The organism is Bacillus mesophilus (assembly GCF_011008845.1).
Lineage (GTDB): Bacteria > Bacillota > Bacilli > Bacillales > SA4 > Bacillus_BS > Bacillus_BS mesophilus.
In genome coordinates this window covers 1-25427 of the sequence record NZ_JAAIWM010000011.1, presented here as the reverse complement: position 1 = coordinate 25427, position 25427 = coordinate 1, and the positions used below count along the sequence as shown (strand labels likewise).

The 25427-nt window shown below is 36.3% G+C and carries 29 protein-coding genes and 1 rRNA gene; 10 read left to right on the top strand and 20 right to left on the bottom strand.

Annotated features, from left to right (window positions below; genetic code table 11):
- Window positions 1–175: 175 nt before the first annotated feature.
- Both G4D63_RS19830 and G4D63_RS19825 read right to left on the bottom strand, forming a co-directional pair.
- Window positions 176–1030 carry an amidohydrolase family protein gene (locus tag G4D63_RS19830; protein ID WP_163181795.1) on the bottom strand — a complete coding sequence of 285 codons (855 nt, stop codon included), beginning with the start codon at window positions 1028–1030 and terminating at the stop codon, window positions 176–178.
- 1 nt (window position 1031) lies between these two features.
- Complete coding sequence (locus G4D63_RS19825) at window positions 1032–4112, bottom strand: GNAT family N-acetyltransferase (protein WP_163181794.1); 3081 nt, start codon at window positions 4110–4112, stop codon at window positions 1032–1034.
- Window positions 4113–4371: 259 nt separating this feature from the next.
- On the opposite strand from G4D63_RS19825, the gene G4D63_RS19820 reads away from it, so the two are divergent.
- Complete coding sequence (locus tag G4D63_RS19820; protein ID WP_163181793.1) at window positions 4372–4944, top strand: GNAT family N-acetyltransferase; 573 nt, start codon at window positions 4372–4374, stop codon at window positions 4942–4944.
- Between the two features lie 234 nt (window positions 4945–5178).
- Window positions 5179–5940 (top strand): YqcI/YcgG family protein, encoded by a 762-nt coding sequence (locus tag G4D63_RS19815; protein ID WP_163181792.1) that lies wholly within the window; start codon window positions 5179–5181, stop codon window positions 5938–5940.
- 7 nt (window positions 5941–5947) lie between these two features.
- Here G4D63_RS19815 and G4D63_RS19810 read toward each other — a convergent pair whose 3' ends face one another.
- Entirely contained in the window at window positions 5948–7273 is a 1326-nt protein-coding gene (locus tag G4D63_RS19810) for an amino acid permease (protein ID WP_163181791.1), read from the bottom strand.
- 30 nt (window positions 7274–7303) lie between these two features.
- Window positions 7304–8251 (bottom strand): arginine deiminase family protein, encoded by a 948-nt coding sequence (locus G4D63_RS19805; protein ID WP_163181790.1) that lies wholly within the window; start codon window positions 8249–8251, stop codon window positions 7304–7306.
- 210 nt (window positions 8252–8461) lie between these two features.
- Here G4D63_RS19805 and G4D63_RS19800 point away from each other — a divergent pair, with 210 nt between their 5' ends.
- Together G4D63_RS19800 and G4D63_RS19795 are read left to right on the top strand one after the other, a co-directional pair.
- Entirely contained in the window at window positions 8462–9097 is a 636-nt protein-coding gene (locus tag G4D63_RS19800; protein ID WP_163181789.1) for a spore coat protein, read from the top strand.
- A gap of 339 nt (window positions 9098–9436) precedes the next feature.
- Window positions 9437–10087: an MOSC domain-containing protein gene (locus G4D63_RS19795; protein ID WP_163181788.1), complete on the top strand. Its 651-nt coding sequence runs from the start codon at window positions 9437–9439 to the stop codon at window positions 10085–10087.
- Window positions 10088–10214: 127 nt separating this feature from the next.
- Here the strand turns inward: G4D63_RS19795 and G4D63_RS19790 are convergent, their stop codons facing one another.
- The 5 genes from G4D63_RS19790 to G4D63_RS19770 all read right to left on the bottom strand — a co-directional run bounded on the left by G4D63_RS19790 (window position 10215) and on the right by G4D63_RS19770 (window position 15512).
- Window positions 10215–11423, bottom strand: coding sequence for a DEAD/DEAH box helicase (locus G4D63_RS19790; protein ID WP_163181787.1), 1209 nt, complete (start codon window positions 11421–11423; stop codon window positions 10215–10217).
- A gap of 17 nt (window positions 11424–11440) precedes the next feature.
- A complete protein-coding gene (locus G4D63_RS19785; protein ID WP_163181786.1) occupies window positions 11441–11956 on the bottom strand; it encodes a hypothetical protein in 516 nt (171 codons plus the stop codon).
- Window positions 11957–12471: 515 nt separating this feature from the next.
- A complete protein-coding gene (locus G4D63_RS19780; protein ID WP_163181785.1) occupies window positions 12472–14154 on the bottom strand; it encodes a formate--tetrahydrofolate ligase in 1683 nt (560 codons plus the stop codon).
- Window positions 14155–14332: 178 nt separating this feature from the next.
- Window positions 14333–15013 (bottom strand): methyltransferase domain-containing protein, encoded by a 681-nt coding sequence (locus G4D63_RS19775; RefSeq protein WP_163181838.1) that lies wholly within the window; start codon window positions 15011–15013, stop codon window positions 14333–14335.
- Window positions 15000–15512, bottom strand: coding sequence for a GNAT family N-acetyltransferase (locus tag G4D63_RS19770; RefSeq protein ID WP_163181784.1), 513 nt, complete (start codon window positions 15510–15512; stop codon window positions 15000–15002). Before G4D63_RS19770 ends, G4D63_RS19775 begins: the two co-directional genes overlap by 14 nt.
- A 121-nt stretch (window positions 15513–15633) precedes the next feature.
- Here G4D63_RS19770 and G4D63_RS19765 point away from each other — a divergent pair, with 121 nt between their 5' ends.
- Window positions 15634–15804, top strand: a complete 171-nt coding sequence (locus G4D63_RS19765) for a hypothetical protein (RefSeq protein WP_163181783.1) — start codon at window positions 15634–15636, stop codon at window positions 15802–15804.
- A gap of 105 nt (window positions 15805–15909) precedes the next feature.
- On the opposite strand, the gene G4D63_RS19760 is transcribed toward G4D63_RS19765, so the two are convergent.
- Together G4D63_RS19760 and G4D63_RS19755 are read right to left on the bottom strand one after the other, a co-directional pair.
- Window positions 15910–16767 (bottom strand): metallophosphoesterase, encoded by an 858-nt coding sequence (locus tag G4D63_RS19760; RefSeq protein WP_420837836.1) that lies wholly within the window; start codon window positions 16765–16767, stop codon window positions 15910–15912.
- A 72-nt stretch (window positions 16768–16839) separates the two neighbouring features.
- Window positions 16840–17412, bottom strand: a complete 573-nt coding sequence (locus G4D63_RS19755; protein WP_338024012.1) for a YkoP family protein — start codon at window positions 17410–17412, stop codon at window positions 16840–16842.
- A gap of 146 nt (window positions 17413–17558) precedes the next feature.
- On the opposite strand from G4D63_RS19755, the gene G4D63_RS19750 reads away from it, so the two are divergent.
- The gene (locus tag G4D63_RS19750; RefSeq protein WP_163181782.1) at window positions 17559–18665 is read left to right on the top strand and encodes an MGDG synthase family glycosyltransferase; all 1107 of its coding nucleotides are present in this window, start codon (window positions 17559–17561) and stop codon (window positions 18663–18665) included.
- 2 nt (window positions 18666–18667) lie between these two features.
- Here the strand turns inward: G4D63_RS19750 and G4D63_RS19745 are convergent, their stop codons facing one another.
- On the bottom strand, window positions 18668–18922 hold the full coding sequence (locus tag G4D63_RS19745; RefSeq protein WP_163181781.1) for a hypothetical protein: 255 nt from the start codon (window positions 18920–18922) through the stop codon (window positions 18668–18670).
- Window positions 18923–19047: 125 nt separating this feature from the next.
- Here G4D63_RS19745 and G4D63_RS19740 point away from each other — a divergent pair, with 125 nt between their 5' ends.
- Window positions 19048–19296, top strand: coding sequence for a DUF2564 family protein (locus G4D63_RS19740; RefSeq protein WP_163181780.1), 249 nt, complete (start codon window positions 19048–19050; stop codon window positions 19294–19296).
- A gap of 225 nt (window positions 19297–19521) precedes the next feature.
- Here G4D63_RS19740 and G4D63_RS19735 read toward each other — a convergent pair whose 3' ends face one another.
- Window positions 19522–19698: a zinc-finger domain-containing protein gene (locus G4D63_RS19735; protein WP_163181779.1), complete on the bottom strand. Its 177-nt coding sequence runs from the start codon at window positions 19696–19698 to the stop codon at window positions 19522–19524.
- Window positions 19699–19713: 15 nt separating this feature from the next.
- On the bottom strand, window positions 19714–20373 hold the full coding sequence (locus G4D63_RS19730) for a reverse transcriptase-like protein (RefSeq protein ID WP_163181778.1): 660 nt from the start codon (window positions 20371–20373) through the stop codon (window positions 19714–19716).
- A gap of 155 nt (window positions 20374–20528) precedes the next feature.
- Here G4D63_RS19730 and G4D63_RS19725 point away from each other — a divergent pair, with 155 nt between their 5' ends.
- Together G4D63_RS19725 and G4D63_RS19720 are read left to right on the top strand one after the other, a co-directional pair.
- Window positions 20529–20918, top strand: coding sequence for a reverse transcriptase-like protein (locus G4D63_RS19725; RefSeq protein WP_163181777.1), 390 nt, complete (start codon window positions 20529–20531; stop codon window positions 20916–20918).
- 29 nt (window positions 20919–20947) lie between these two features.
- The gene (locus tag G4D63_RS19720; protein WP_163181776.1) at window positions 20948–21865 is read left to right on the top strand and encodes a DMT family transporter; all 918 of its coding nucleotides are present in this window, start codon (window positions 20948–20950) and stop codon (window positions 21863–21865) included.
- A gap of 149 nt (window positions 21866–22014) precedes the next feature.
- Here G4D63_RS19720 and G4D63_RS19715 read toward each other — a convergent pair whose 3' ends face one another.
- Entirely contained in the window at window positions 22015–22278 is a 264-nt protein-coding gene (locus tag G4D63_RS19715; protein ID WP_163181775.1) for a DUF6123 family protein, read from the bottom strand.
- A 42-nt stretch (window positions 22279–22320) separates the two neighbouring features.
- Window positions 22321–22782, bottom strand: coding sequence for a divergent PAP2 family protein (locus G4D63_RS19710; protein WP_163181774.1), 462 nt, complete (start codon window positions 22780–22782; stop codon window positions 22321–22323).
- Window positions 22783–22916: 134 nt separating this feature from the next.
- Between G4D63_RS19710 and sspL the strand changes: the two genes are divergently transcribed.
- A complete protein-coding gene (gene sspL / locus G4D63_RS19705; RefSeq protein ID WP_163181773.1) occupies window positions 22917–23054 on the top strand; it encodes a small, acid-soluble spore protein L in 138 nt (45 codons plus the stop codon).
- Window positions 23055–23084: 30 nt separating this feature from the next.
- On the opposite strand, the gene G4D63_RS19700 is transcribed toward sspL, so the two are convergent.
- From G4D63_RS19700 to rrf, 4 genes are all read right to left on the bottom strand, one after another.
- Window positions 23085–23957 (bottom strand): 5'-3' exonuclease H3TH domain-containing protein, encoded by an 873-nt coding sequence (locus G4D63_RS19700; protein ID WP_163181772.1) that lies wholly within the window; start codon window positions 23955–23957, stop codon window positions 23085–23087.
- A gap of 138 nt (window positions 23958–24095) precedes the next feature.
- Window positions 24096–24713, bottom strand: a complete 618-nt coding sequence (locus tag G4D63_RS19695) for a hypothetical protein (RefSeq protein ID WP_163181771.1) — start codon at window positions 24711–24713, stop codon at window positions 24096–24098.
- Between the two features lie 153 nt (window positions 24714–24866).
- Window positions 24867–24995 (bottom strand): hypothetical protein, encoded by a 129-nt coding sequence (locus G4D63_RS22185; RefSeq protein ID WP_275580334.1) that lies wholly within the window; start codon window positions 24993–24995, stop codon window positions 24867–24869.
- A 339-nt stretch (window positions 24996–25334) separates the two neighbouring features.
- Window positions 25335–25427: ribosomal RNA gene (rrf, locus tag G4D63_RS19690) — 5S ribosomal RNA — on the bottom strand; the annotation flags it as partial.

Here is a 25427-nt window from a genome sequence, read left to right as displayed (position 1 = left end):
CTCCTTTTTATCTAACTATCACTGTATCAAACATTGAATATTTTGAGTATTGTTAAAATTGACCCTTAAAATGCATGATTATCCGCCATTTTCAACCTTCACTTTCCCAATGTTGAATCAGATAAGAGTTGTTATAATAGAAGGTTGAGCAAAAAAAAAGAGCCTCATAAGAGACTCATTTTAATAGATGTTTTATTTTAGGAAACACCTGAAGTGCTGTATCATAGAAAACATTTTGATGATATTGCGTCGGAATAATATCTTGAATAAACTCCACATAAGGCTTGATTGGTGTCAAAGGCCAGTCTGTTCCAAATAAGAATTTCTCGTAATTGTTAGTAAAAGTTAGTGCATGAAGCAAGTGGTCAAAAAATCGAGTATCCTGAAGCTTCTTAATGTCTCCATCTGCTCCTACAACCAAGCCTGATAAATCAGCAAAAACATTCCGATTTTTGTAGACGACTTCTGCACCATCTAGCACCCAAGGGTCACCAAAGTGTGCCATCATAATCGTCATTTCACGATGTTTCACTGCCACCTCATCAATGGCAAGTGGATGTGAGAACCTTAGCCTTCCTCGCTCAGAATAGGTGTCACCCGTGTGGAAAACAACAGGGACATTGTATTCTTTGGCTAGCTTATACACTGGCTCATACACATCGTCATACGCATAATACGGATAATAACCTAAGTAGATTTTAATTCCAACACATTCTGGTTTTTCAAGGTCTTTCCTTAATTCTTGTAGGGCTGTTTCATCCAATTTATATGGATTAATTCCAGCACAATAGAAAATATTAGCTGGAATCTCAGGTGTTAAATCAATACCCATAGGAGAGGGAGAAGAAGAGTCGGGAAACCCTTCTCCGCTTGTTTCTGTAACCCCCATTGCTATCCCAAGCACTACATTATTTTCTTTAAATTCCTTTTGTAGACCTTCATTTGTATAGTCAACTTTTGAAATTCGTTTAGCTGTTTCATGAAAGCTGCCTATGTTTGAATAATGAATATGTGCGTCAATGATTTTCATATTAAACCTCTCTTAACTGAATACGTTGTAGCTGCTTTACTTCATCATTAGAAAGAATGGTGTCTTTCGCAACATAGAAGCTTGGTGAAGAGATCCACTCCTTACCATGTGCTAAGCTCAGTAAATGCCAAGCTGCTATCGATTGAACTTCCTTATTCATGTAAGTTTCTGTTTCGACTGTAGCCGGGTCCGTAATGAGTTGAAGAACGTGTTGGTCAGTTGTTGAACCAATTAAAACATGTTGATTTAGCATTGAAACGATCTCTGTTCTTCCTGCAAAATACTTCCCTTTTTCATCATTACTTTTTATCCAACTATCTTCCAACAGATTGCCTGCTTTTAAGCATGTTTCAGCAAACCACTTTTTATGATGAAAGTACGTACCTGTATGTTGGACGAACTTCGTGACATGCGCAAGGATCGGCACATTAGGAAGCATCACATAATACTGCTTAATTTCAAGGCCGCTGTATTCCTCATGTTGCTTGAACGTAGTCGTGATTTTAATTCCTTGCCACTTCATATTAGAGTCATCAACTAAGCTTGCTACTGTGATTGTAGTATCCTCTTTTGCAAAGGACTTATGATTCGCTCCCTGTATAGAAGTACGAATTCCACCACTCCATGGATTCCACCAAGCCCTTGGCTCCAGTGACGGGAATGAAGAATGGAGCCACTCTTTCCCATGTGCGTGTAATGAAAACAAACCAGGATAAAATGAGGCTGCAGCTGAAATCGATAGTAATCCATTAGTAGCAACAAACACCTCATGACCCTCTCTGTTTTCAGTACATATATTTACTTCTCCATCCCTTGGTGGTAATACAAGTGCCTGTTTAGAGGATTGAACTCCATTTAATTCAAAGCTTGCTTTCACAGTTGATAAAGAATCAGCACTTGACTCGAACTTTTGAACAGTTGAGCTTTTTTCATCTGTTTGTGTAAACTCACGATCTACCGTTACATTTCCATAGTGTAATTGTATAATTCCATGTAAGTGACCTTCTTTTTGATCAACAAAATGAATGTCAACATCATGATTTTTATCATATAGTCCAGTTAGGATTAGATCCTCAACAGGCGTTACTGCATCAAAAGTTTTTCTGTTTGCAAAATCTCTAAATTCCTCCCATGATTGGTACGCGCCAAACGAAACATAAACGGGTTTCGTTTCAACTTCTGTATTGGGCTTGATTTTGCCAAGATTATGTTCGATATACATATACCAGTTTTCAAAGTTAACCTTTGCATCTTTTGGCCAAGATATACCATGTGCATAAGGTGTATGTCTCGAAAATAACCACGATTCTGTAAAGTTCTTACTATTCCAAATCCCATAATCTGCACTTGCTTGCTCATTGACTTCAATAATTTGTTGATTCATAGGCAGGACAGGCTTATAAAAATTGTGATAGATTGGTTGATACACCCATGTCTCATTTTCTGATAAGTGATCATTATGATTACGTAGCTTATAAGATTGTTCTACCAAACCTTCAGCATATAGCTTTGACATACTAACGATTTCTAGACCAGGAAAATCACTAGATTGATAATCTGCATACAAAGTAATCGCCCCATGGTTCTCATCATAATGTACACGATGAGGCTTTCTCTTTGAAAACTCACTTGAATATGGCTTCCCAATTTTAGGGAACATACTAAACGTGTTCTGACTATCTGTAGTCAACCTACCCGGGATGATTTTATTATCAAACTTACTCAAGTAAAGATGATAAAGTCCATTGTAAATATGCCAATATTGTTCACATTCACCACTAAACCTAGCACCCAGTCCCTTAAAAGCTATTCCGACTTCCTTTTTAAAGTTTGTTGTGATCCCTGTTTTTGTTTGAACATCAACATCTAACACAGGAGAATAAAATCCGAATTCCTTCAATACATACGAGACTGGAATGGAAACCTTGGCTTTTGAGGCAACGTTAAGGATATACTTTTCCTTTTCTAGATCAACCCAATTTGATTTTGGAAAATGAATCGTAAAGGTTGCTTCTTCTTGATAATTATTTTCAATATCTAAGTAGAATACTCCCTGTTCGTTTAGATAGCATTGTGAACCTGGGACTACCCCTTTTATTTTGGCAGGTTGTTTAGGAAGGACACCTATTGCAAACCTAGCCCTTTTTCCATTAATAAGAAGATTAGTAATAACAGAAGGATGGGTTCTCCAATTGCTTTGTTCCTCTTCAAATTTCTTTAAATGAAATGTAGCTTCAATGATCGTTTCACCTTGAACATGAATTGACTGTTTGAAAGGAAATTCAATTTGCTTATGATTCTCCCCTTCAAAATCAATTTGGAGTGGAAGTCCCGTCTTGTTCTTCACATGATAATTAACTTTGTAGCTAGCGTCAGATACTAGCTTAAAATTTTCTACTTCACATGAAATAAGATAATCGTTTGTTTCAATTAATCTTAATCCTCTACCAGTCCGCTCAAACTCCATGCGTAATGTTTGTGTCTGATCTTCCCACTTATATTCGTAATACGTAAAGTCATTTTCCTTTCTACCATCTGGTGAAACCTCAATCTCTCTCGTACTAGTTTCATACCAGTTGTTAGTTAGAAAATATTCCGATACTGCCTCTGTTTGAAGTACAGTGGGTATGAAGTTCATTAGGTGAGTCGTATCATCACGATCTTCCCAGAAGAACCCACAGCGTTTATATAGTGGCACAGCCTTTGTATTACCTGGCCATGTATACAAATCTAACCTTGGCCATCCGAGCTCTACTGCCCTTTCTAAGGCAGTTAACACAAGTTGTTTTCCAATTTTCTTTCCATGATAATCCGTTCTAACATTCAGTAGTGGGATGTAAAGTGCTCCTTCATCCTCACGATATTCAGATAAGCCACAATATCCAACTACCAAGTCATCCTCCATGGCTAAATAGAGATTGAGATTACTAGAGTTTGCCTCTTGAGTTTTGACTTTTTCTTCTGTTGTAATAAGTGAATCTCCACCCCAGCCCTCGCGGCTGTTGTTCCACATATCGGCTACCCCGCCGGCATGGTTTTCATTGTATTCTACAATCTTAAGCTTCTGCTTCATTTTTTCCATATTGAATCCTCCGATTCACTTTTCTACGTGTCTATTTCCCTATTCCCATCGAAACCTTTACTTTCACTCTCACGTACCACTTTAATCATTTTTTGCTCCTCCTTTTCATTCCATTAGGAAAAATTTGGTTTTCAATAAAACCATATTTCTACTATAAAGGAGGCTGATTTAAAAAGTAAAGGAATTTTCTGTAAAAAACAAATTGACTTACTAATCAATAACTCCTATAATAAATTCTATTATTTAAGGAGGTACATACATGATTCCTACTCTTATTTCTGACAGATTAGTACTAAGACCCTTTTCACTTGAGGATTCACCTACCGTTGAAGAACTCGCTTCAAGTCCATTAATTGCAGACACTACCTTAAACATCCCTCACCCTTATCCTAAGGGTGGAGCTGAAGCTTGGATTCAAAGTCATGATGAATTGGCAGCAGCAAAAAACTCTTTCACTTTTGCAATTGAAAAGAAAGAAACTTCGGAACTAATCGGATCAATGGCGATTGGGATAGGAAATGACAATCGTGCGGAATTGGCATACTGGATTGGTGTTCCTTACTGGGGACACGGGTATGCGACAGAAGCTAGTAAGCTATTAATTCGTTTTGGATTTGAACAAAAAGGACTCAATAAAATCTGGGCAGCAGCCTTTACTCGAAACCCTGCTTCTACTAAAGTTATGGAAAAAGTAGGCATGACGTATGAAGGTACATTCCGTCAGCATGTTATAAAGAATGGAAAGTACGAGGATTTATCATATTGTTCTATTTTGAAAGAGGAATATACAGAATTGCTAAAGAAAGAGATTAGTAGCACAAGTCAGTCATAATCTTTTACTCCAGTAATTCACATATCACAAAAAAGTAAGGTGGAAGTATTCATCTTGCTTTTTTTCTTTCCTTTTGAAAGAAAAATAGGTTCCAAAAGTCTAGCACCTATCAAAGTTGAGACTGAAATAGACGCTTAGAATTTATGTCGACTCCGTAACACACAAGTAGACAGTCACCCATTCCTCCCTTTTCTAATATTGTATTGTTGTAAAGGTAAAGAGGAGGGAACAAATGTGGAAGTCCTTTTTGATAAAGAATGGTTAGACGAACAACTAGATACACTTCCTTTATGGAAACAAAAAGCTTATCGGTCCTTTTCTTCTATCATTGCCGATGATGAGAATACGTATCCTTGTGTTCCTGGAAGACAAGGATTTTTATCAAATAATCTTCGCTTCAGTTTTATCGGTGATCCACGTGAAGTTAGTTCAGCAAAGGAGCTTGCTAATTCATTAAAAGAATATGGTGCAATTTCACGTGATACTGGCAAATACGCTTCTTTAGCTGTGTTTGTTGAAACACCTAATGACATCTTGGAGAGCTATGGTGTTGAGGATTATCAGGAAATGTTTTGGACGATATTAAATAATGTCACATTATATGATCAAAAAGAATGGCCAGAGGATATCCCGACTGATCCTTCTGACACTAAATGGGAATTTTGTTTTGACGGAGAACCTTATTTCGCTTTTTGCGCTACACCTGCACACGAAGTTCGTCGAAGCCGACACTTTCCATGCCTGTTGCTTGCGTTTCAACCACGCTGGGTGTTTAATGAAATCAATGACTCAACAGTATTTGGTCGTAAAATGAAAAAACTGATTCGGAAACGCCTTGTAGAGTATGATGGAATTCCGGGCCATCCTGACTTAAAATGGTATGGCCAAGAAGACAATCATGAATGGAAACAATATTTTCTAAGTGATGATGATAGTAGTCCTTCTAAATGTCCTTTTATGCGTATGAAGAACAAGTTTTCTAACTTTTCGAAATAAAATCTACTTAGGAAGCATGCTCTTGCCCTGCCCATTTTTTTCTCATGATAAGAGTCGCAAAGCCTATAATCACTATGAAGAGCAGGCTCACAAAAAATCCGAGTCTGCTTACCTTTTCTCCTAACGTTCCAGTTACAGTGACTAGAATTAGTAAGATCCCTATTAAGATTTTAACTTTCTCCCAAACAGACTGTTTCATTAATTTGGTATAGGTGACTAGAATAAACAACCAGTTATAAAGAAGCATCAATCCTGCTGCAGTAGTTATATACTCAAAGATTTTTTCTGGTAATAACAGTGCAATAATGATAGAACCAAGTAAGCCACCTGCTGTAAACAAAAAGGCCGGTAGAGGAATTTTAAGTTTCCCCTTTTTAGCTAAAAATACAGGGGCATCATGATCTTCTGCTAACGTCACGATGATTGTTATAACTGCATATAACGCTGCAACCATCGTAGAAAAACCCGCAATGATTAATATACCGTTTAAGACATCTGTTATATACGGTAATTGAAAGGTATCAAGCGCTGTAACAAATGGACTTTCATTCGAATTGACATCCTTCCATGAAGCGATTGCTAAAGCGAGCCCAATTGATAGTATATAAATACAGGTTAGAACAATGATCATAATTCGACCAGATTTAGGAGCATCCTTAGGTTTCTTTAAGTCGATTACAAGTAATCCCATGACCTCAACTCCACCAAAAGCATAAAAAGCATATAGTAAAGCAAGCCATACCCCTTTTATTCCTTCCGAAAAAAAATCTCCATAGTATTGCAGAATCGTTCCTTGTTCTGCTTGCTCACCTGTACCTTTAAATAATAAGAAAATGGCAACAAGTATGAACATGACTATAGCTGCTGTCTTTACGACACCAAATATATTCTCTATCTTTTCAAAACCATTCATACCCGTTAAAATCACAAGCAATCCAAGTACTCCATAAATGGATGTCAGGATCCATAATGGAATAGAAGGGAACCAATATTGAGTAAACAAACCTAAAGCAATAAGTTGGCTGCCCATGATTAGCACTTCCGAAAACCAATATACCCATCCATTGCTAAAGCCTGCCCATCTGCCAAACGCTTTTTTTGCATAAGAACGGAAGGAACCTTTATCAGGATGTTCAACCGACATTTTTGCGAGTGCATCATACACAATATATGTACCAATTGCCGCTAGAAGAAAGGGTATTAAAACAGCTGTTCCACTCTTCTGAATAGCTATACTTGAACCAAGGAAGAAACCAGTACCAATAGTACATCCAACTCCAAGCAGAGAGAGCTGCCACCATGACATATGGCCTTTTTTTACTTGCGACTTCATTTGTTCACTCCCTAAAACGAGACGATTGTATTAGTTTAAAGATTTACGCTTTAACGGTAATGTCATACAACGTATCCCGCCACCTGACTTCTCTAGCTCTGTTACTTCAACTTCGATGATTTTTTTCTTTTGCAATTTAGGATGGTTTTTAATCATCTGCTTATGTGCCTTTTTACTAATTAGCAATGTTTCAGGATTGATATTAAGAAAGTTAATATCAGGTACTGTTTCATACTCTTTTATCCAATAAATTTCAAATCCATGACGTTTTAAAAATTGCTCTGGCATTTCATACCTTGATTCTGTTTCGGTTAGAACATTTATTGGAAAGTAGCGCAAGTAGCTTTTGGATATGACAAGGTCCTCGTTAGCAACATTACAATTCATATCTAAGTGAAGTGTATCAGAACGACGAGGTAAGTCTATGATTCCAATTTCTGAAAATCCAGCTTGAAATAACTTTTCCTTTATCTTCTCTACACTTGTTATACTGGTCCTCATCCCTACATTAATAAAGACCGCGTCACTGTTTAGAATAAGAACATCACCAAACTCCAGTGCCTTTACGTCATTATTCTCATTTAGTAAAAATTGATCTGGAAACCACTTCTTAAAAAGTAAATGTGATTGTACATACTCCGGTTTTCTCATCGAAATACCTGCTTCTCCAGGGATAATAATATCACCAAATACACAGGCAAGATCTCGAACGAAGAAGCGATTAATGAGCTGTTCACTTAACTTGTTCTCTTCGTCTGTTAGTGCTTTTGAATAATCTATTACTTTTGTCCCTGCTTCTTCAAGGGCATACTTAAGTTCAGCAAAATTCTCATGTGCTATTGATTGGTTAACAGGTGCACTCCATTGAACATCTTCTGCTGTTTTTAGATCTGGAATATCTAAACTAGACGGAGAGCAAAGCAAAACAATTTCAAGTTCCCCATGCTCTGACCAGCAACTCGGTTTGAATGATAACATGTATTTATATCCTGCCTTCCCTCATTAATATCCTCATTATCGTTACCTTTTTTGATGAATTTATGTATCCAACAGCTTTGTTTATCCACCTTTCCTTCCTTAATATTCTTCATAAAAAAAGTACTAAAAAAAACATCATTCGTCATACATGAATGTACGTAAAGTGGAAATTCTAGTGATGAATGTTATAACAAATCAGGAGGGTAATCCATGCAAAATCAAAACATGAATCAAACTGGGCAACAAATAACTCCCAATATGCAGCCAAATGCTACATATTCAAATAATCATGGTGGTCATGAAGTATTTGATGCTCACGAAGTACTTGCTGGAATCATTAGTATGTTAGATCAGTATCAAATGTACGAACAGCATATTCAAGATTCTGAGCTTAAAACCATCGCTCAGCGTCAAGCTGCATTTGTAACACAAACATATAATACAATGGTAGAGGCTTTTTCTACAGGACAAGATCCAGCTGTCCCAACTAAACAATATAAAATGACTCAAAATAATGATGTTGTTTATGGTGTAAAGCCAGGTCAGCCAAAAAAGCCAAATAAATCTGTAAACGAACTGTCGGATCAAGGTCTTTCTGCATATATGTTAGGTATTACTAAATCATTATCCACATTACTAGCAATGACAGCTCTAGAAATGACAAATCCGGTACTACGACGTGTTATAGCTGATAGTGTTCCTAATTTCATTGAACTAAGCTATGAAATCTTCCTGTATCAAAATAAGAACGGTTACTACCAAGTACCTCAATTAATGCAACAGGACATGAATTTAATGTTAAACAGCTTTGCAAAGGCTCAACAACAAGGAAATATAAGTCATTAAAATTTACAGGACCAGGAAAATTCTGGTCCTGTTTTAGTTAGCAGGAGAAATCTAGGTTTTTCAAACTAATTATACTTACACGTCTTGTAAACAAGTGCTTTGCTAATGTTTTCTCATAGCCTTTCTTATCTTCCTTTCTAATTTTTCCTAATTAATATTTATGAAAGAATAATATTCTTTATTATGTACATAAAATACATAGGATCACTCTCATTGCGGTTGGCTAGCATTCGGTGACAATAAGTCGAGTTCTTTGGTAACAATTCCGATTCATATCCACTTTTTGATTTGAAATCAAGTAAAAATTTAAGATAAATTTCTTGTGGAGGGGAAAACTACATGCTTAACTCATTTAAGATAAAATCTCTTAATATTGGAAAACCAAAAAAAATAGAGACAAACAATCATGTATTCATATCAAGCGTAGGAAGAAATAAAGTATCAAAAGCCTTTTTAAGTAAGCAAGGCTTTGAAGATGATTCTGTACAATATAAGTACCACGGCGGCCCCGACAGGGCAGTATTATTTTATAGCTATGAGCATTATCAAAAATGGGAGAACGAATATACAAAGGAATTTACAATACCAGGATTCGGAGAAAATATCACGGTTTCAGGCTTGTCAGAAGAGAATGTTAAAATAGGAGATATATACCAAATTGGAGAGACAATGGTTCAAATCACACAACCACGTATTCCTTGCGATAACTTGTCTAAATATAATGAAGTAAAAACACTTCATAAACGACTAGTCGATACAGGTTACACAGGATTTCTAGCTAGTGTTATAAAAGAAGGTTGGATTGAAGACAATTCACCTATTACCCTCATAGAAAGTCCCAAAAACTCTATAACTGTATTAGAAGCAAATCATATTTTTTTTCATGATAAAAAGAATAAAGACCGCATTGAATATCTCCTTACCATTCCAGAGTTAGCTGATGAATGGAAAGGATATTTGAATAAAAGATTAGAAAAGCTTAGAGAATGATTAAGAAACTAATTGATTGATCCTAACAAAATGCCTATCAAATTTCTGCTTGATAGGCATTAAGATTACATTTTTTAATGAGAATTTGCGATGGCCCCAAAGACAAGTTCGTTTCTAGACGCACTACTTACTTATTCTTTTTATGTGCTACCTTCTTTTTCGGACGACTCTGTGGTGCAGGTGTTTTCTTTCTCTCTTGGTATGTTGGCTTTTCGTCTGTAAGCTGCCCTCTATATAAGGTTACTTTTTCAAGACCTAGGTTAAGTCTCCGGTTAAATTGGAGTAAGCCCTGTTCCTCACCTGGAGTGACAATGGACACTACTGTACCAGTGGCACCCATTCTTCCAGTTCGACCTGATCGATGGACAAACTGCTCAATTGCTTCTGGAAGGTCCAGATGAATCACATGGGTAATAGCTTCAATATCTAATCCCCGTGCTGCTACATCGGTAGCTAGTAGCAATTGGTATTTCCCCAACCTAAACTTCTTAATGGTTGCTTCTCGCTCAGCCTGAGTGGATTGACTATATAGTATACCTGCACTAATTTTCTTATACTTCATTTTTTCTGCTAGTGCTTCTAAGTGAAAGGAATCATTAATAAAGGCAATTGCCTTCATATCAGGCTCTGTATATAAAAGCTTTCGTAAGTAATCGATTTTTTCTCGACGCTCACAAACGATATAAAGGTGTTTTATCTTCTCTTTCAATTCAAGAGAAGTTTCGACGGTTAATTTCTCCGGCTGATTCATTCTTTTTTCCAGCTGATCGATTGTCGATTGTGGGATAGTCGCTGAAAAAGCAACTACTTGACGATCCTTCATGGTGGATTGGATAATTCGATCAATTTCTTTTGTGCTACCTGAACCAATAAGCTGATCTGCCTCATCTAATACAATTGTTTTTACCTCATGCATCTTAAGCTTTCTTAATTCAATAAGTTCAACCAGTCGATGAGGCGTTCCAATTATAATTTGAGGATGCTTTTTTAGTTTCTCTAGCTGTCTTTTTAGATCTGCTCCACCAATGAAGGAGGCAGAGGAAAACTCACTGTCCTTTAAAAACTTTTGAGCTTCCTCATGTATTTGCATGGCAAGCTCTTTAGTAGGAGCAATAATCACTGCTTGAGGATTCTTTCCGCCTTCTATTAATAATTGAAATATAGGTAATAAATACGCTAATGTTTTCCCTGTTCCGGGTGGTGATTCTACCATCATATCCTTTTTTTCTAGCATGGTAGGTATGGCTTTTGCTTGAACACTTGTGAATTCAGAAAAACCTGCCTTGGACCATGCATTGGATAGAAATGATCGAAATTGGTTGATCGAAGTTTCCATTTGCATTCTCCTAGTAGTTAATAACCATTTGCTTGAAGCAAATGTAAAGTCTTCTCCATATGATGAAACATATGAATTAAATCATCAATATCATCTTCATGGATGGTTCGATTAAAAAGTAGTTTCATTTCTACTTGGTTTGTTGTAGTTTTAGGGAACTCTGATATGACACGAATTTTAATTTCACGATCTCCCCATACATTTGAAACCAAAACTTGTAGATCTTTGAGTTTTAAATCTACCTCTTGAAGATCCAAGAAAAAAGTAATATCAGTCGTACATCCTCTTTTGGATATATTAGGTGTTGCTAATAATTCGTTAGAAAGCTGACTGACAGATGAAGATAATTCCCATGAACAGTATGTTCCTGTATGATTTAGAAGTTTAAACGTGACCTGATAGTGCCTTGACATTCTAGCAAGATCTACAACGTCCTTCCTGTTAATTACCTCTAATTCACCTTCGAGATCTCTGTCATAAATTGCTCCCTCTATTACTACTTTTAAATTATCGAATATTGTGGGATCAAACACATGACAACACTCCTTTAATACTTCATCTATCTCTTTAGTATATCAGTCAATTTGTTCAGCATACTTTTTATACACTTAATTTTGTTACAATAAGTCAAATGTTTTATCTCCGTTCTTAGAAGATAAACATCCATGTATGACGATTAATACCGTGTTCGTTCCATTGCGCTCCAAACACTTGCTTTCCGCTGGGAGAAAGTCGAGCCTCCTCACTAGAAAAGCGGAAGTGCCCCGATTAGCCCCGAAAAGCAAATGTTCCTTCTAGGAAAAAAGGTGGTTTTCCCTTTTATCCTAGAAGGGTTATTTGACCTCGAGGGGCTGGGTACTGCAACTAGACAAGCTTCGCCTACGTGGTCTCGACCTTTACTCTATTTCCCGCGCTTGCACAGGATGTGCTGACCTCTACGTTTGCCACAGGACGTGGCAGCTTTTAGTAGAGGGTCCTCTAATCATGTACTCCGCTCCATTTCACTAATGTGTTTATTCAAAAGCAACACTCTTTACAAAAAGAAATATTAAAATAAGCCAACCACATTTCCTTCTTCGTCAACATTCATATTCAGTGCCGCTGGTTGCTTTGGTAGACCAGGCATTGTCATAACGTCACCTGTTAACGCGATAATGAATCCTGCCCCAATCGAAGCCTTTAGCTCACGTATTGTAATGGTAAAGTTTTGAGGACGCCCAAACTTAGTAGGGTCATCGGAAAGTGAATACTGAGTTTTAGCCATACATATAGGTAAATCTCCCCAACCTGCCTGTCCAAATTGTCTAAGCTGTAGTTTGGCAGTTGTTGCAAACTCAACATGTCCAGCACCGTACACCTTTTTGGCAATCGTTGTTACCTTTTGTTCAATTGATTCATTTGATTCATACAGATATGTAAAATTATTTTGATCTTCCTTAATGGCTGCCATTACTTCATTTCCTAAATCAAGGCCGCCCTCTCCACCTTTTTCCCAAACTTCTGTTAAAGATACTCTAACACCCTTCTCTTTACACCACTGCTGTAACCAAGCTACTTCCTTCTCTGTATCCGTAATAAATTTATTTATCGCCACAACGAAAGGTAGACCAAAGTTTTGAATCGTTTCAATATGCTTTTCGAGATTTAGAATTCCTTTCTCTAAGGCTTCTACATTTTCTTCTTTTAGCTGGTCCTTAGCTTGTCCACCGTGCATTTTTAATGCTCGAATGGTCGCTACAATAACCACAACACTCGGCTTGATATTAGCAGCACGGCATTTAATATTTAGAAACTTTTCTGCTCCTAAATCTGCACCAAATCCCGCTTCTGTTACCACATAATCTCCTAGTTTAGCTGCAAGCTTAGTTGCAATCACACTATTACAACCATGAGCTATATTTGCAAATGGACCGCCATGAATGATGGCAGGTGTATTCTCTAATGTCTGAACAAGATTAGGCTTTAATGCATCTCGTAAGATCATCGATAAAGCCCCTTCATATCCTAAATCATTTACAGTAATAGGCTCACGGTTAAAATTATAGGCTACTACAATTCTGCCTAATCGATTTTTAAGATCCTTTAAATCAACTGCTAAACAGAGAACTGCCATTATTTCTGAAGCAACCGTAATATCAAACCCATCCTCACGAGGTACACCCTGAGTTGGTCCACCTAAGCCAACGATCACCTTCCTTAAAGAGCGATCATTTAAATCAACTACGCGTTTCCATACGATTCGTCTCGCATCAATTTGCAGTTGATTTCCTTGGTGGATATGGTTATCAATAAAAGCAGATAATGCATTATTAGCTGTTGTAATGGCATGAATGTCACCTGTAAAGTGAAGATTGATATCCTCCATTGGTACAACCTGCGAGTAACCGCCACCAGTAGCTCCACCTTTGATTCCCATCGTTGGTCCTAGTGATGGCTCTCTCATTGCAATCATCGCTTTTTTTCCTAATTTATTTAGAGCTTGTCCAAGTCCAACTGTTACAGTAGATTTACCTTCCCCAGCTGGTGTAGGGTTAATAGAAGTAACTAGGACTACATGGCCATCCTGCTCATCCTTTAATCTGTCTAGCAAAGATAAGCTAAGCTTTCCTTTATAATGTCCATATGGCTCAAGTTCTTCCTGTTGAATATCAAGATCTTCTGCAATACGATATATTTGCTTTAGTTGAGCTTTTTGTGCGATTTCAATGTCAGATAATACCTGTTTTTGCATGATTGAACCCCTCACTATTAATTTTTCCCTTTTTCCTAAACTAGATATCCTTATTTAAATTATAACCTTTACATCGATAATGTTTAATAAACTTTTACAAAATTTTGTTGACCCTACCTTATTATTCCAAAAGCCACAAAAAAAGCTTAGAATTTTAATCTAAGCTTTCCCTGAACTTTCATTCCTTTTTCTCAAACATAAACACCCACATAAAGGAAAGCGCCTGTTTTAGTTCACTTGAAAGGCCGTTTAATGTTTGAGGTGTCACTCCTTTTTTATAAACACCATGACCGTCTATTAAACGAAAGCCATTTTCCTCAGCAAGACTTTGCAGCTCCCATGGCATCATTGTATTACAGATCACATTTTCCCCGTAAAGGCGCTGATAGCTATTTTGCCTTGGTGCTGCAGTTGGACCGAGTAGTCCTATACATAGAGTTCCTGAAGGACGTAAAACTCTTTTGAACTCCTTTACGACTTCTAGCGGATCTATTGTCCATTCCAATGAGTTAATTGCCATAATCGCCTCAAAGCTAGCATCTGGAAATGGCATCTTTGCAATGTCTGATTGCAAAAACTGAAGTTCATTCTTAGTATCTCGACCCTTCGCTATTTCAATCATATTGGTCGATACATCTACACCTGTTACTTTGAATCCTTGCTTTTGCAACATATATGAACCATATCCATCACCACATCCAGCATCTAAAATACTACAAGGCTTTATATGCTGTTGTAGGAAAGGAATGATGGTGCTTCGACTACCTTGATCCCACATATCCTTACTACTTTGATTCCAAAAATCTGCTTTTTCATCCCACTTTTTTTGAGCTTCATAATGCCAATCAAACATGATGATCCTCCATTATATAAGAGTAGTAGTATTCATCTACCCATTCTCCATTGATTTTAAGCGATGCTTTTTTTATACCTTCTCTTTGAAAACCCATCTTTTCATACAAGGCGATTCCTTTTTCATTGTGAGTCATTACCGTTAGTTCTAGTCTATGGAGACCTTTTTCTTTAGCCCAAGTAAATAACTTCTTAAATAAAGCAGAACCATATCCCCTTCCGTGGAAGTCAGCTAAGATGCCAATTACTATGTATGCTGAGTGGATTTTTCTCAGTGTTCCTCCGCCAATTGCTCCTAAAAATCCAACCAAATTCGTTTGTTCCTCTACAACAAACATCATTGAATTTTCTTGTCCTAAAATTCTGTTAATACTTTCTCTTTGCTGCTCTATTGTTGTTTTTCTTTCTCCTGGTTCAAATAACATAAAAGAGGTTTCCTCATCTAACTTCTTAGATAACTGCAAAAGCAAAGGAGCATCTGCTTCGTTAACTGGCCGTATGTTCATGGTAAATATCCCCATTCCCTTTTTAGCTTCATCATAACATAAGGGCAAAATACTCGACATACTTAAAGCATAAAAAGAGATACTAAAAATGAACTTTATTAAAGCTTAGGAGGGATACAACATGACAAAGATTCCGAATCGAGGAAGCTCTAATCAAAATTCACCAAGAAGAGGGAATAATTTAGAGGAATTTGCTAAGGAAATAGTGCCTGGTGATAATAACAAAGGCAATAAACGTAATAAGGACAAGCGTGATAAAACTAATCCACAAGGCGAAAGAGATAACCTTTAATATCGTTTTATTAATTCGGCCAAATATGGCCTTTTTATAGGTTATATGATCATGCAAAGCAATGTTACAAAAAAAACATCTTAAAAGCTATCTAATCGATAGTTTTTAAGATGTTAGTTCTAATGATTGTGCATTAGATACACTTACTTGGTGAAAGGTTATTTCTGGTCGGCTTCCAACTCTTATATTTAGACCGGTTTGACCTAGTCCTTCGCTAATATAAAAAGGCTTTCCATCAAAATAATGAAGTCCTTTAACCATATTTAGACGAACAAGCTTCCCCATCTTCACTAGGTGATAAGGCTTTGGCCAACAGATTTGTCCACCATGAAAATGACCCGATAATAGATAATCAAAATGATAGTCTTTCATATGCATAACTATATTAGGATCATGAGTAAGAACAAGCTTATACCCATCTACTACATTTTTATAAGATTCTACAAGATCGCTGCGCTTTGTACTAAAATCATCAATACCAATGATATTCAGAATTCCTTCTTTTGTATTAATGGTGATCGTTTCATTACGTAACGTTTGACAACCGTATTCCTGTAGTAGATTTTCTAATTGCTGAAACGGTTCTTTTCTTAATACATAATCGTGATTCCCAAAAACAGCGAACGTTCCATAAGTTGGTTCCAGCTTCTGAAAAACCTCAAGATACTCAGTTAGTTTTGGAATCGTACGTTTACGATCTAAGAAGTCTCCAGTTAGAGCAATCAAATCTATATGTTGGTCTTTCACTTTATCATAAAGTTCATCAGGTGAGATTGAAATGTTTTCTAAATGTAAGTCTGAGAGATGTAGGACAGAAAGATTTGTAGTGTTTGAATTGGAAGGATTCGTAGAGACAGCTTCTAAATATTGAATGGAAATATCTTTTGTGTTTCTATTTCCTTTTTTATAGCCGTAGAAGATTAAACCAGTAACCAAGAAAGTGATCATTAAAATAACTACCATTAATATCGCCTCCCTGTTAAGAAGTATATCAAACAAGAAAGCGTATTGATATGGTAGTTCTTGTTAAGTATATTAATTGACTCGATAACGTTTGGATAGAGCTTTAGTTGACATAAATAAGTATTTGGGTTGATGTTTTTGCATTGATTCTTTTGAGATATTCGTTGCAGACAGGATATAAATAAGTGTAAATGTCACTTTTTTAAAGAATTGATAACATCTACTTTTTATATCATGCGTTTCAAACCCAAGCCTTCTACAGCCCCGGTGTAGAGTAGTAATTCCTATAACTGCTTTTATATCCTCTTTTTGTGGGTGATTCTCTAAATAGGCAGCTAGAGCTGGCAAAGCTGTTAATACAGACTGAAATATATGCCTACCTCTCTTTACTTCACACTGTACTTGATAGAGTTCCTTTAGAAGCTTTACATTATGAAGATGGATTTTTAGAAGCGTATCATTTTTGCGGATGATTGTCCCATCAGAAAGGACCACTTCTCTTCCCTTATACCTAGTGACACGTACACGGAAAATTAAATTCTTCTTTGACTCATCCTTCACATAAGTAAGCCTTGTAAAGGCATAATAAATCGGGTCTAGGAAATACCATATGGAAAGAAACCAGCCTTTCATTACGTTACTCACGACGACCACACTTCCCCTTTTCAATGTGTTGATATAATTTTCACCAACTAACAGTTGTTTTATTATGGGAATTATAGGGAGGATTTCACATAAAAAATTCGTAATGTTCCATACTATAAGCACTATCATGATTTAGGGAGAACATTATGCCAAAGGTTTTATTTTTTCCACTATTACAAATTCCCTCTGGACATCACCAGGTTATTTCTAGCTTGTCTGAACAATTCAACCAAAGTGATTTATCGATCCAATATGAAAGTGTTGAACTATTAAGTTCTACCAATAAACAGTTGGAGCTATTAATCTCTAGTGTGTATTTAAGATGGATTAAGCTGTTCCCATCTTTTTACCATTATTTATATGAAAGATCAGTTTATCGATCTTTAGAGCAGGAAAAACGATTTATACACTACGAATGGCTCTTTCTAAACTCGATGCGTAATCTCATTGAGCAGCATCAACCTGATTTTATTATTTGTTCCCATGCATTGCCTTCCTATCTTGCATCAACGTTGAAACGAAGTGGTGAGTGTTCGGCAACGATCATTAATGTATACACTGATTTTTTTATTCACCATATATGGGGCACTGACATGGTTGATGCACACCTGATCTCCCTTCCACCAATGAGAGAGTATCTACTTAATAAAGGTGTGAAAGAGGAGGCGATCTTTCAAACCGGAATTCCTATTCACCCGGAGTTCGAGAACGTGTTGCAGAAAGCCGAACGCACAAAAGAGTACAAGGTATTGGTTTCAGGGGGAAGTTTAGGAGTTGGCAAAATTGAAGACTTATTGTCGTATTTACCGATTCATGGAAAGATTCACTATTATGTGTTATGTGGTAGCAATACTAAGCTTTATACAAAGCTAATCGCACAGAATCATCCTCGAATCATACCTTTTCCTTATATCAAATCTAAGAAAAAGATGAATGTCATCTACCACTCTGTAGATGCTATATTATCTAAACCAGGCGGTATAACCATTAGTGAATGTCTTTCAAAACGTTTACCCATTTTTGTATATGATCACCTTCCTGGTCAAGAGAAAATTAATGTGGATGTTCTGCTGAACCAGGACTTAATATTCTATTTACCTTTAGATAAATTTTCACAGTCTTTTGAAGAGGAGCTTCTTGATAAATTGAATTCAAGAGATTTTGCAAAGAGTCATTCGAAGAAGATGGAGCAATATCACAATGGATTAGACAAAATAACTGTTGTTGATTTAATAAAGCAGTTTTCTTCCTAGTATCAAGACAATATATTTTCTTTTACAATGACTTGTTGAATTTGTACATCAAGTACTTCTCCCGGCTGAACATATATAATAATTAATTCGCCATTTTTACCTTTACAGGCTAAACAATCATCAATATAAGTTAACAACTTCTCATCTAATTGAAGAACGGTTCGGATGATCTCCTCTTCTTGTAACTCTTCTCTGTGCTGATAAGACAAAGAAAATCTAATTACAACTTGTAGATCATTGATATAGGCTTGTAACATTAATAACACTCCTAATTGTTTTTAACATTTTATGAGTGTCTTATCAAAAGTAGTAGTAATTCTAAGGTATAGTGCCTTTTAAATTGGTCAAGCTAAACTTGATATACTGAAAGGGGAGTTTTTATATGTCAGAGCCATTTAACGATTTAAAGCAAGTAGAAATGTCTGTGAAAGCAGCTCAAAAAATGGTAGGCACAGCAACAATGAGTATGGACCGAGAGCAATTGGAAGAAGCAACTCAAGCTATTCAAGATGCAAGAGCACAACTGTCTCATGCGTTCAACAACCAGACAGGTGTAGACAAGGAATTTTTAAATGAACAACAGGTTTCACTTACACAATGTGAAGAGCAATTAAATGAAGCTAAGCAATAACACATAATTAAAATAAAAAAACTTCAGTGGGCAGGGTATTCCTAACCAACTGAAGTTTTTTTTATAAAGGCTCTTTTCTAAAAGTTTGTGACTTTTCAATCTTTCATTTTTAGAAACTCAGCCTATTTAAACTCTATAACTAATTTTTATAGTTAGAAAAAGGCAGCTCTCTAGGTTTAAAGCACACAACATTTTACTAACGAACACTCTATACGAAAACAGTTTCTATGAAAGAATTCTACCGTATTCCTTTAATTTTTGGCCAACCGTGCATTCTTTAATACAAAACTTATGTGCCTTACACTTTCCATACTCCTTTTTAAAGTAAGAATGGACAAAGCAACTTTCACAAAATGTATCTAATATTTCACTTACCTCCACAATCGCCTTCCTTTGCTTCACCTTACCGGCTCCTCTCTATTCAGATCGATTAAGATGACTTGAAACCATGACCCCTTGTAGAGCTTGACTTGCTAGCTGATCTGCCTCTCTGTTTTCCTTTCTGGAAATGGCTGTATAGGTAGGCTTAATCTTGAGTTCCTTTAGCTTCTCTTCAATCCGATCTAACCACCTATTGAACTCATCCTCAAAGCACGGCCATTCTCCAGATAATTGATTTAACACGACTTGTGAGTCACCTTTAAAGTGGACACTCGTATTACGGACACCTAGTGCCTCAAGTTGCAATACCCCTGCCCAGAAAGCTGCATATTCTGCTTCATTATTATTATCGAGTTCCTCTAATACACTGTTTTCCCTAATTCGGAAATCTTTATTTTTTCTTGAATAATAAATAGCGACCCCAGCACCAGCCTTTTTAGTCTGCACATCAAACCCACCATCAAAGAAAACCTCTATATGATGTGGCTCTTCTTCTACTTCCTTAAGAAGTTTCTCAAATTCTTTTTTTGTCCACATAGTATGCTGTTCATCATAAAAAACCAAGTCCTTTGTTCGACCTGTTTTCATAAAATCTTCTGCAATTAGAAGAGCCTTTTTCGCTTGCATGACTTCTGTTGTTAATGTAAGTTCAAGATTCTTTGCTGTTTTATATTTCCACTCAATCCAAACGTTCACCCTAGTTCATCCTCCAAAATCTTAGTATCTACATTTTTCCATACTTTTTCATGCTTATTCATTATTCTAATAAGGAAATCTATATTCCTCTTCTATATAAGAAAAATCAATGTTATAGTATGTTTCGTGGATCCATTTTTTTAGGGGGTTTTCAATTGATCGAAGTATATATTGATGGAGCAAGTGCAGGTAACCCTGGTCCTTCTGGAGCAGGTATCTATATAAAAGGTAATGGTGTTTTAGAAAGATATTCTATTCCACTAGGAAACATGTCAAATCATGAAGCTGAGTATTATTCCTTAATCAAAGCATTGGAAATCTGTATTGAAAAGGAGTTTTCAATTGTTTCATTTCGAACAGACTCCCAGCTAGTAGATCGGGCAATTGAGAAGGAATATGTAAAAAACAAACAATATGCCCCTCTTTTAGAAACTGCGTTAAAATTAACAAAGCAATTCGATTTATTTTTTATGAAATGGATTCCTAGTAGCCAAAATCAGATTGCGGATGAGCTTGCAAGAAAGGCGATTCGAGACAATCAGTAATCAATATAGACTGAGAAGGGACTATCAACATGAAAACACGTTTACTAGCTGATGGTATTTTACTTTTTGTTGCATTTATTTGGGGAGCAACCTTTGTACTTGTTCAACAAGCCATCTCTTTTTTAGAACCATTTACGTTTAATGCTATAAGATTTTCTATAGCAGCAATCATTTTAATGATTGGCTTTTTTATTTACAAACGTGATCAACTTCAAGCAATTAATCTTAAATTCCTATTAGCAGGATTGTTTATTGGAATGAGCCTTTTCTTAGGTTATGCACTTCAAACAATGGGATTATTATATACAACATCATCTAAAGCAGGATTTATCACAGGTCTTAGTGTGGTATTAGTACCTCTATTATCATTACTCATTTTAAAGCAAAGACCACGTTCTATCGCAATTATAGGTTCAATTGTTGCTGCATTTGGGTTGTTTATGTTAACGGTTGGTGATACCTTTTCATTAAACATTGGAGATCTATTAGTACTAGGCTGTGCCTTTGCATTCGCTATGCACATAATCTTAACTGGAAAATATACAAATGAATTTCCCACTTTATTGCTAACAATTGGGCAAATCCTTGGTGTCGCTGTTTTTTCTGGTATATGTGCCTTACTGTTTGAAGATTGGCAAAGAGCGTTTCATGTCGGGACTCTAGTTCAAAGAGAAGTACTCATTGCTTTACTTGTCACTTCTATCCTAGCAACTGCTTTTGCTTTCTTCGCACAAACTAAGCTTCAACAGTACACTACTCCTACTAGAGTTGCATTAATCTTTGCTACTGAACCCGTTTTTGCAGCTATAACAGCTTATTTCTGGGCCAACGAGCGCTTAGGCTGGATTGCGGTTTATGGATGTGTGTTTATCTTCATTGGAATGATTTTGTCCGAATGGCCTACTAAGAAAAAGTCCATAAATCCGTCTATACAAAGTGCTTCTTAAGTAGAATCTTATTCAAGAGAAAGTCTAAGTCTTTTATGATTTAGGCTTTTTATATTGGTTCCTTGTAATTAAGTAGTGTAAATAAAAAAGAACGCCTTATCTGGGCGCTCCTTGAACTACATATCAAGTTTTCAATAGGAAATCGCGTGTCAAATGATTCCTTTTTCCTGTGCATATTGAAAGGCTTGTTTTCGGTTCGTAATGTCTTCACCTTTTAATTGTTCTAGTAAAGCAACAAAATAACTTCCGTCAAAATGTTTTTGTGCTTTAAGGGTGATCTCGATTGCTGCAATCACTTGCTGATCGTTAGTACCAGAATATCTTTGACCAAATGAAATGAAGCCAAGCTCTTCCTCCCTGAATATAAACCCTTTTTGCTTTAAGAATTGCAAATATTCCTCTATCTTAGTCACTCTTTCCCCATCCTTATTTACAGACAACATAAAACATCTTGCTTATTTTTTCTTTGTCAAAAAGTGACCAATTGTACCAGTTAACATACCAAGCAAAGCTCCACCTAGTACTTCTGCTGGTTGATGTCCTAACATTTCCTTTAATTTTCTATCTTTTTTGTCATGAAAGTGGTGATCTTCTTGACCTTTTAAGCGTTCAAGGTCTTCTTCCATGTCATTTACTAATAAAGTTAATTCACCCGTTTGCCTTCGAATTCCTTGAGCATCATACATAACAATCATTCCAAAAACAGAAGCTAACGCAAAATCAACGGTGGGTACACCTTTTTTTAAAGCTATAAATGTCGCCAGTGACGTTACACCTGCAGAATGAGAGCTAGGCATCCCACCCGTCTCAACAAATGTTTCCCATTCCCATTTACCTGTTTTTATTTTCTTTAGCGGAATCTTAAGAAATTGAGCTAACCCTATTGTAGTAATAGCTGTAACCATTCCTTTATTCATATAACTTCACCTCAACATTAGTTTCTAAGTTGAGAGTAAAAACTATTCATTCCTAAATGTTTTATGTAGGTAATCAACAGCTTACATAATTGTTGACTCTGCTTCAAACAATACAATATGGGAGGTGAATGATCATGACCCAAAGAAATGCAAACCGCGGAACTGAAGCTTTCTCAGGTGTTAATCCTCAAGGTTTTGGTTCAGATATACCGACACCTGATCCCAAAACCAAGCTTGAGGATAAAGCAAAAAAGGATAATACGAAAATATAGGAAAAGCTAGGAATGGGTACAACCCATTCCTTACCCAAGTAAACGATCTAATCCTTTAAATTCAAGCTCTCTAAAAGTTGAGAGCGCCCGTTCTTTGTTAACTTTATATTCTGCTTGATCTAAGCTACATTCAATTGGAACTTCACAATGAATTCGTGCCAAGCGGTGGGAAAGGTGAAGCATCTCTAAGCTATCTTCAATCTTCTTTTGTTGGGATTTTGTAAGTTTAGAGAGGTTATCTAATATCCCCTCTATCGTTCCAAATTCTAGTAACAATTTAATAGCAGTCTTCTCCCCAATACCTTTTACACCCGGATAATTATCACTTGGATCACCCATTAAAGCTTTTAGATCAATCATCTGGGCCGGAGTAATACCCTTTTCCTCCAAAAGACGTTCTGGGTTATACAAATCATAATTTCCAAAACCTTTTCTAACGATTGCAACGGATACATTCTGATTAATTAATTGGAAAATATCTTGATCCCCAGTTAAAATAATCACCTTGTGATCTACACTATATTCTCTAGCAAGGGTTCCAATACAATCATCTGCTTCATACCCTTTTAACCCAATATTAGGGATATCAAACGAATCAACAACATCTTTTACAAGATCAAATTGTGGAACTAGTTCAATAGGTGCCTCTGCACGGTTTGCTTTATATTCAGAAAATTCCTCTGTACGGAATGTTTTACTTCCCATATCCCAACAGCACACTACATGGCTAGGATTAAAATGTTCAATAGCTGTAAATAAATGTTTTACAAACCCATGAATCCCGTTTGTCGGAATTCCTTTACTATTTATCATAAAATAATTACTTACTGCCGTTGCATAGAATGCTCTAAATAATAGGGCCATTCCGTCTACTAGTAGAATTGATTTATTGGATTGCTCCACTTTAACACCTCACAAAAATTATAATAATAACTAATCTATTATACCATAATTGACTCATTAGTAGGGACAATAGAAGGGTATACTCTATTTAAAATTAAATAAAAAAAAGGATTGAATATCATTCAATCCTTCTTTTTATTAACCCTGACCCTCTGGCAGAATACGTTGTACTTCAACATCTACTTTTCTTAGCGCAGTATAAATTCGCCTCTTATTTAATTGAACTTCTTTTGTAACAGGAAGGTTAAAGGTTTCTCCATTCTTAAATTCAAATACAAGATCTCCTTCAACCATAACCCCATTATTTATCACTTGAAGCTGTTTAGCTTCCGTTACATCTTCCCACTTATATGTTTTAACGCCAAGGTCTGTCAGCCCATTGTAATATATACCTTCATCATTTAAATAGAAATAATTATGTAGAGAAAGTAATATAACAATTATTCCTGGTATCACTGCTAAATAAAATGGAAAAAGCCTTACCTTTTTATCAGCCATTAAAGTATTATTACGATAAATCAAGAAAATAACTATAAGAATTGAGAACCAAATTAACCCACCAGCAAATATAAAATAGTTAATCTTTGGTGTTGCAAAAAACCATGATTGTACGTTGTTAATAAAGATATCCTGATATGAGTAGATCGCTACAAAGGGAACTATTAGACAGGACAAAACAAGAATGATGGCAATCATGATAAGAAATGATGATAAATCAAATTGCTTTTTCTTTTTAGTAACTGTATAGCTAGACATATGTTATTCTCCTTCTCTTCGCCTATTTTACTATTTTATCAGATGTCTTCCAAAAAAAGGAGTAAAACATTATAAATTTCCCTTTTCCTGAACTAAAAGGCCCTATCCACTATGGATAGGACCAGATTCATAAACTTTTACCGGTTACTGTGATTATTTTTTATCTTTACCATCAGCCTGGTCTGCTATTACTTCTGCGTAAGCAGCAAATTCAGGACTATTTCCTTTTTTCACATTGTCATTTCGTTGTGCATTTGCATTTGCATTTTTAGTTCTTCCCATATAATCATCTCCTTGGTTTATCATACTTCCATAGTATTTCAAAGAGAGCAAAAAATATGATGAGTATTGATTAGGTAATAGTGCTCGGGAATGTTCATACATTTATTCCATGAGTGCGCTTGAGCTTAACAGTCACGTTGGGATTGTACTAAAACAAGCGGCGAATCTCTTCGTCAGCTTCATTCCTTCAGTCCCCACGTATAATCCTCATTCTCCGGACTTCTTCGCTTCCTCAACCTTCTTGCTTCTTGTAGTCCTCTGGTACTTGTTGTGTCTTTTAGCACTTCGTGCTCATTAACACAAAAAAGAGTAGCTACATGAGCTACTCTTTTTACTTTTGCTTGGCGACGTCCTACTCTCACAGGGGCAATGCCCCAACTACCATCGGCGCTGAAGAGCTTAACTTCCGTGTTCGGAATGGGAACGGGTGTG

What these genes read in the sequence shown, in the direction of transcription:
- G4D63_RS19830 (WP_163181795.1), bottom strand. Translation starts at nt 1,030, where the DNA reads ATGAAAATCATTGACGCACATATTCATTATTCAAACATAGGCAGCTTT.
- sspL (WP_163181773.1), top strand. Translation starts at nt 22,917, where the DNA reads ATGACCCAAAGAAATGCAAACCGCGGAACTGAAGCTTTCTCAGGTGTT.
- G4D63_RS19745 (WP_163181781.1), bottom strand. Translation starts at nt 18,922, where the DNA reads ATGTTACAAGCCTATATCAATGATCTACAAGTTGTAATTAGATTTTCT.
- G4D63_RS19740 (WP_163181780.1), top strand. Translation starts at nt 19,048, where the DNA reads ATGTCAGAGCCATTTAACGATTTAAAGCAAGTAGAAATGTCTGTGAAA.
- G4D63_RS19800 (WP_163181789.1), top strand. Translation starts at nt 8,462, where the DNA reads ATGCAAAATCAAAACATGAATCAAACTGGGCAACAAATAACTCCCAAT.
- G4D63_RS19810 (WP_163181791.1), bottom strand. Translation starts at nt 7,273, where the DNA reads ATGAAGTCGCAAGTAAAAAAAGGCCATATGTCATGGTGGCAGCTCTCT.
- G4D63_RS19750 (WP_163181782.1), top strand. Translation starts at nt 17,559, where the DNA reads ATGCCAAAGGTTTTATTTTTTCCACTATTACAAATTCCCTCTGGACAT.
- G4D63_RS19760 (WP_420837836.1), bottom strand. Translation starts at nt 16,767, where the DNA reads ATGGTAGTTATTTTAATGATCACTTTCTTGGTTACTGGTTTAATCTTC.
- G4D63_RS19770 (WP_163181784.1), bottom strand. Translation starts at nt 15,512, where the DNA reads ATGAACATACGGCCAGTTAACGAAGCAGATGCTCCTTTGCTTTTGCAG.
- G4D63_RS19790 (WP_163181787.1), bottom strand. Translation starts at nt 11,423, where the DNA reads ATGGAAACTTCGATCAACCAATTTCGATCATTTCTATCCAATGCATGG.
- G4D63_RS19710 (WP_163181774.1), bottom strand. Translation starts at nt 22,782, where the DNA reads ATGAATAAAGGAATGGTTACAGCTATTACTACAATAGGGTTAGCTCAA.
- G4D63_RS22185 (WP_275580334.1), bottom strand. Translation starts at nt 24,995, where the DNA reads ATGGGAAGAACTAAAAATGCAAATGCAAATGCACAACGAAATGACAAT.
- G4D63_RS19765 (WP_163181783.1), top strand. Translation starts at nt 15,634, where the DNA reads ATGACAAAGATTCCGAATCGAGGAAGCTCTAATCAAAATTCACCAAGA.
- G4D63_RS19695 (WP_163181771.1), bottom strand. Translation starts at nt 24,713, where the DNA reads ATGTCTAGCTATACAGTTACTAAAAAGAAAAAGCAATTTGATTTATCA.
- G4D63_RS19795 (WP_163181788.1), top strand. Translation starts at nt 9,437, where the DNA reads ATGCTTAACTCATTTAAGATAAAATCTCTTAATATTGGAAAACCAAAA.
- G4D63_RS19805 (WP_163181790.1), bottom strand. Translation starts at nt 8,251, where the DNA reads ATGTTATCATTCAAACCGAGTTGCTGGTCAGAGCATGGGGAACTTGAA.
- G4D63_RS19820 (WP_163181793.1), top strand. Translation starts at nt 4,372, where the DNA reads ATGATTCCTACTCTTATTTCTGACAGATTAGTACTAAGACCCTTTTCA.
- G4D63_RS19780 (WP_163181785.1), bottom strand. Translation starts at nt 14,154, where the DNA reads ATGCAAAAACAGGTATTATCTGACATTGAAATCGCACAAAAAGCTCAA.
- G4D63_RS19720 (WP_163181776.1), top strand. Translation starts at nt 20,948, where the DNA reads ATGAAAACACGTTTACTAGCTGATGGTATTTTACTTTTTGTTGCATTT.
- G4D63_RS19825 (WP_163181794.1), bottom strand. Translation starts at nt 4,112, where the DNA reads ATGGAAAAAATGAAGCAGAAGCTTAAGATTGTAGAATACAATGAAAAC.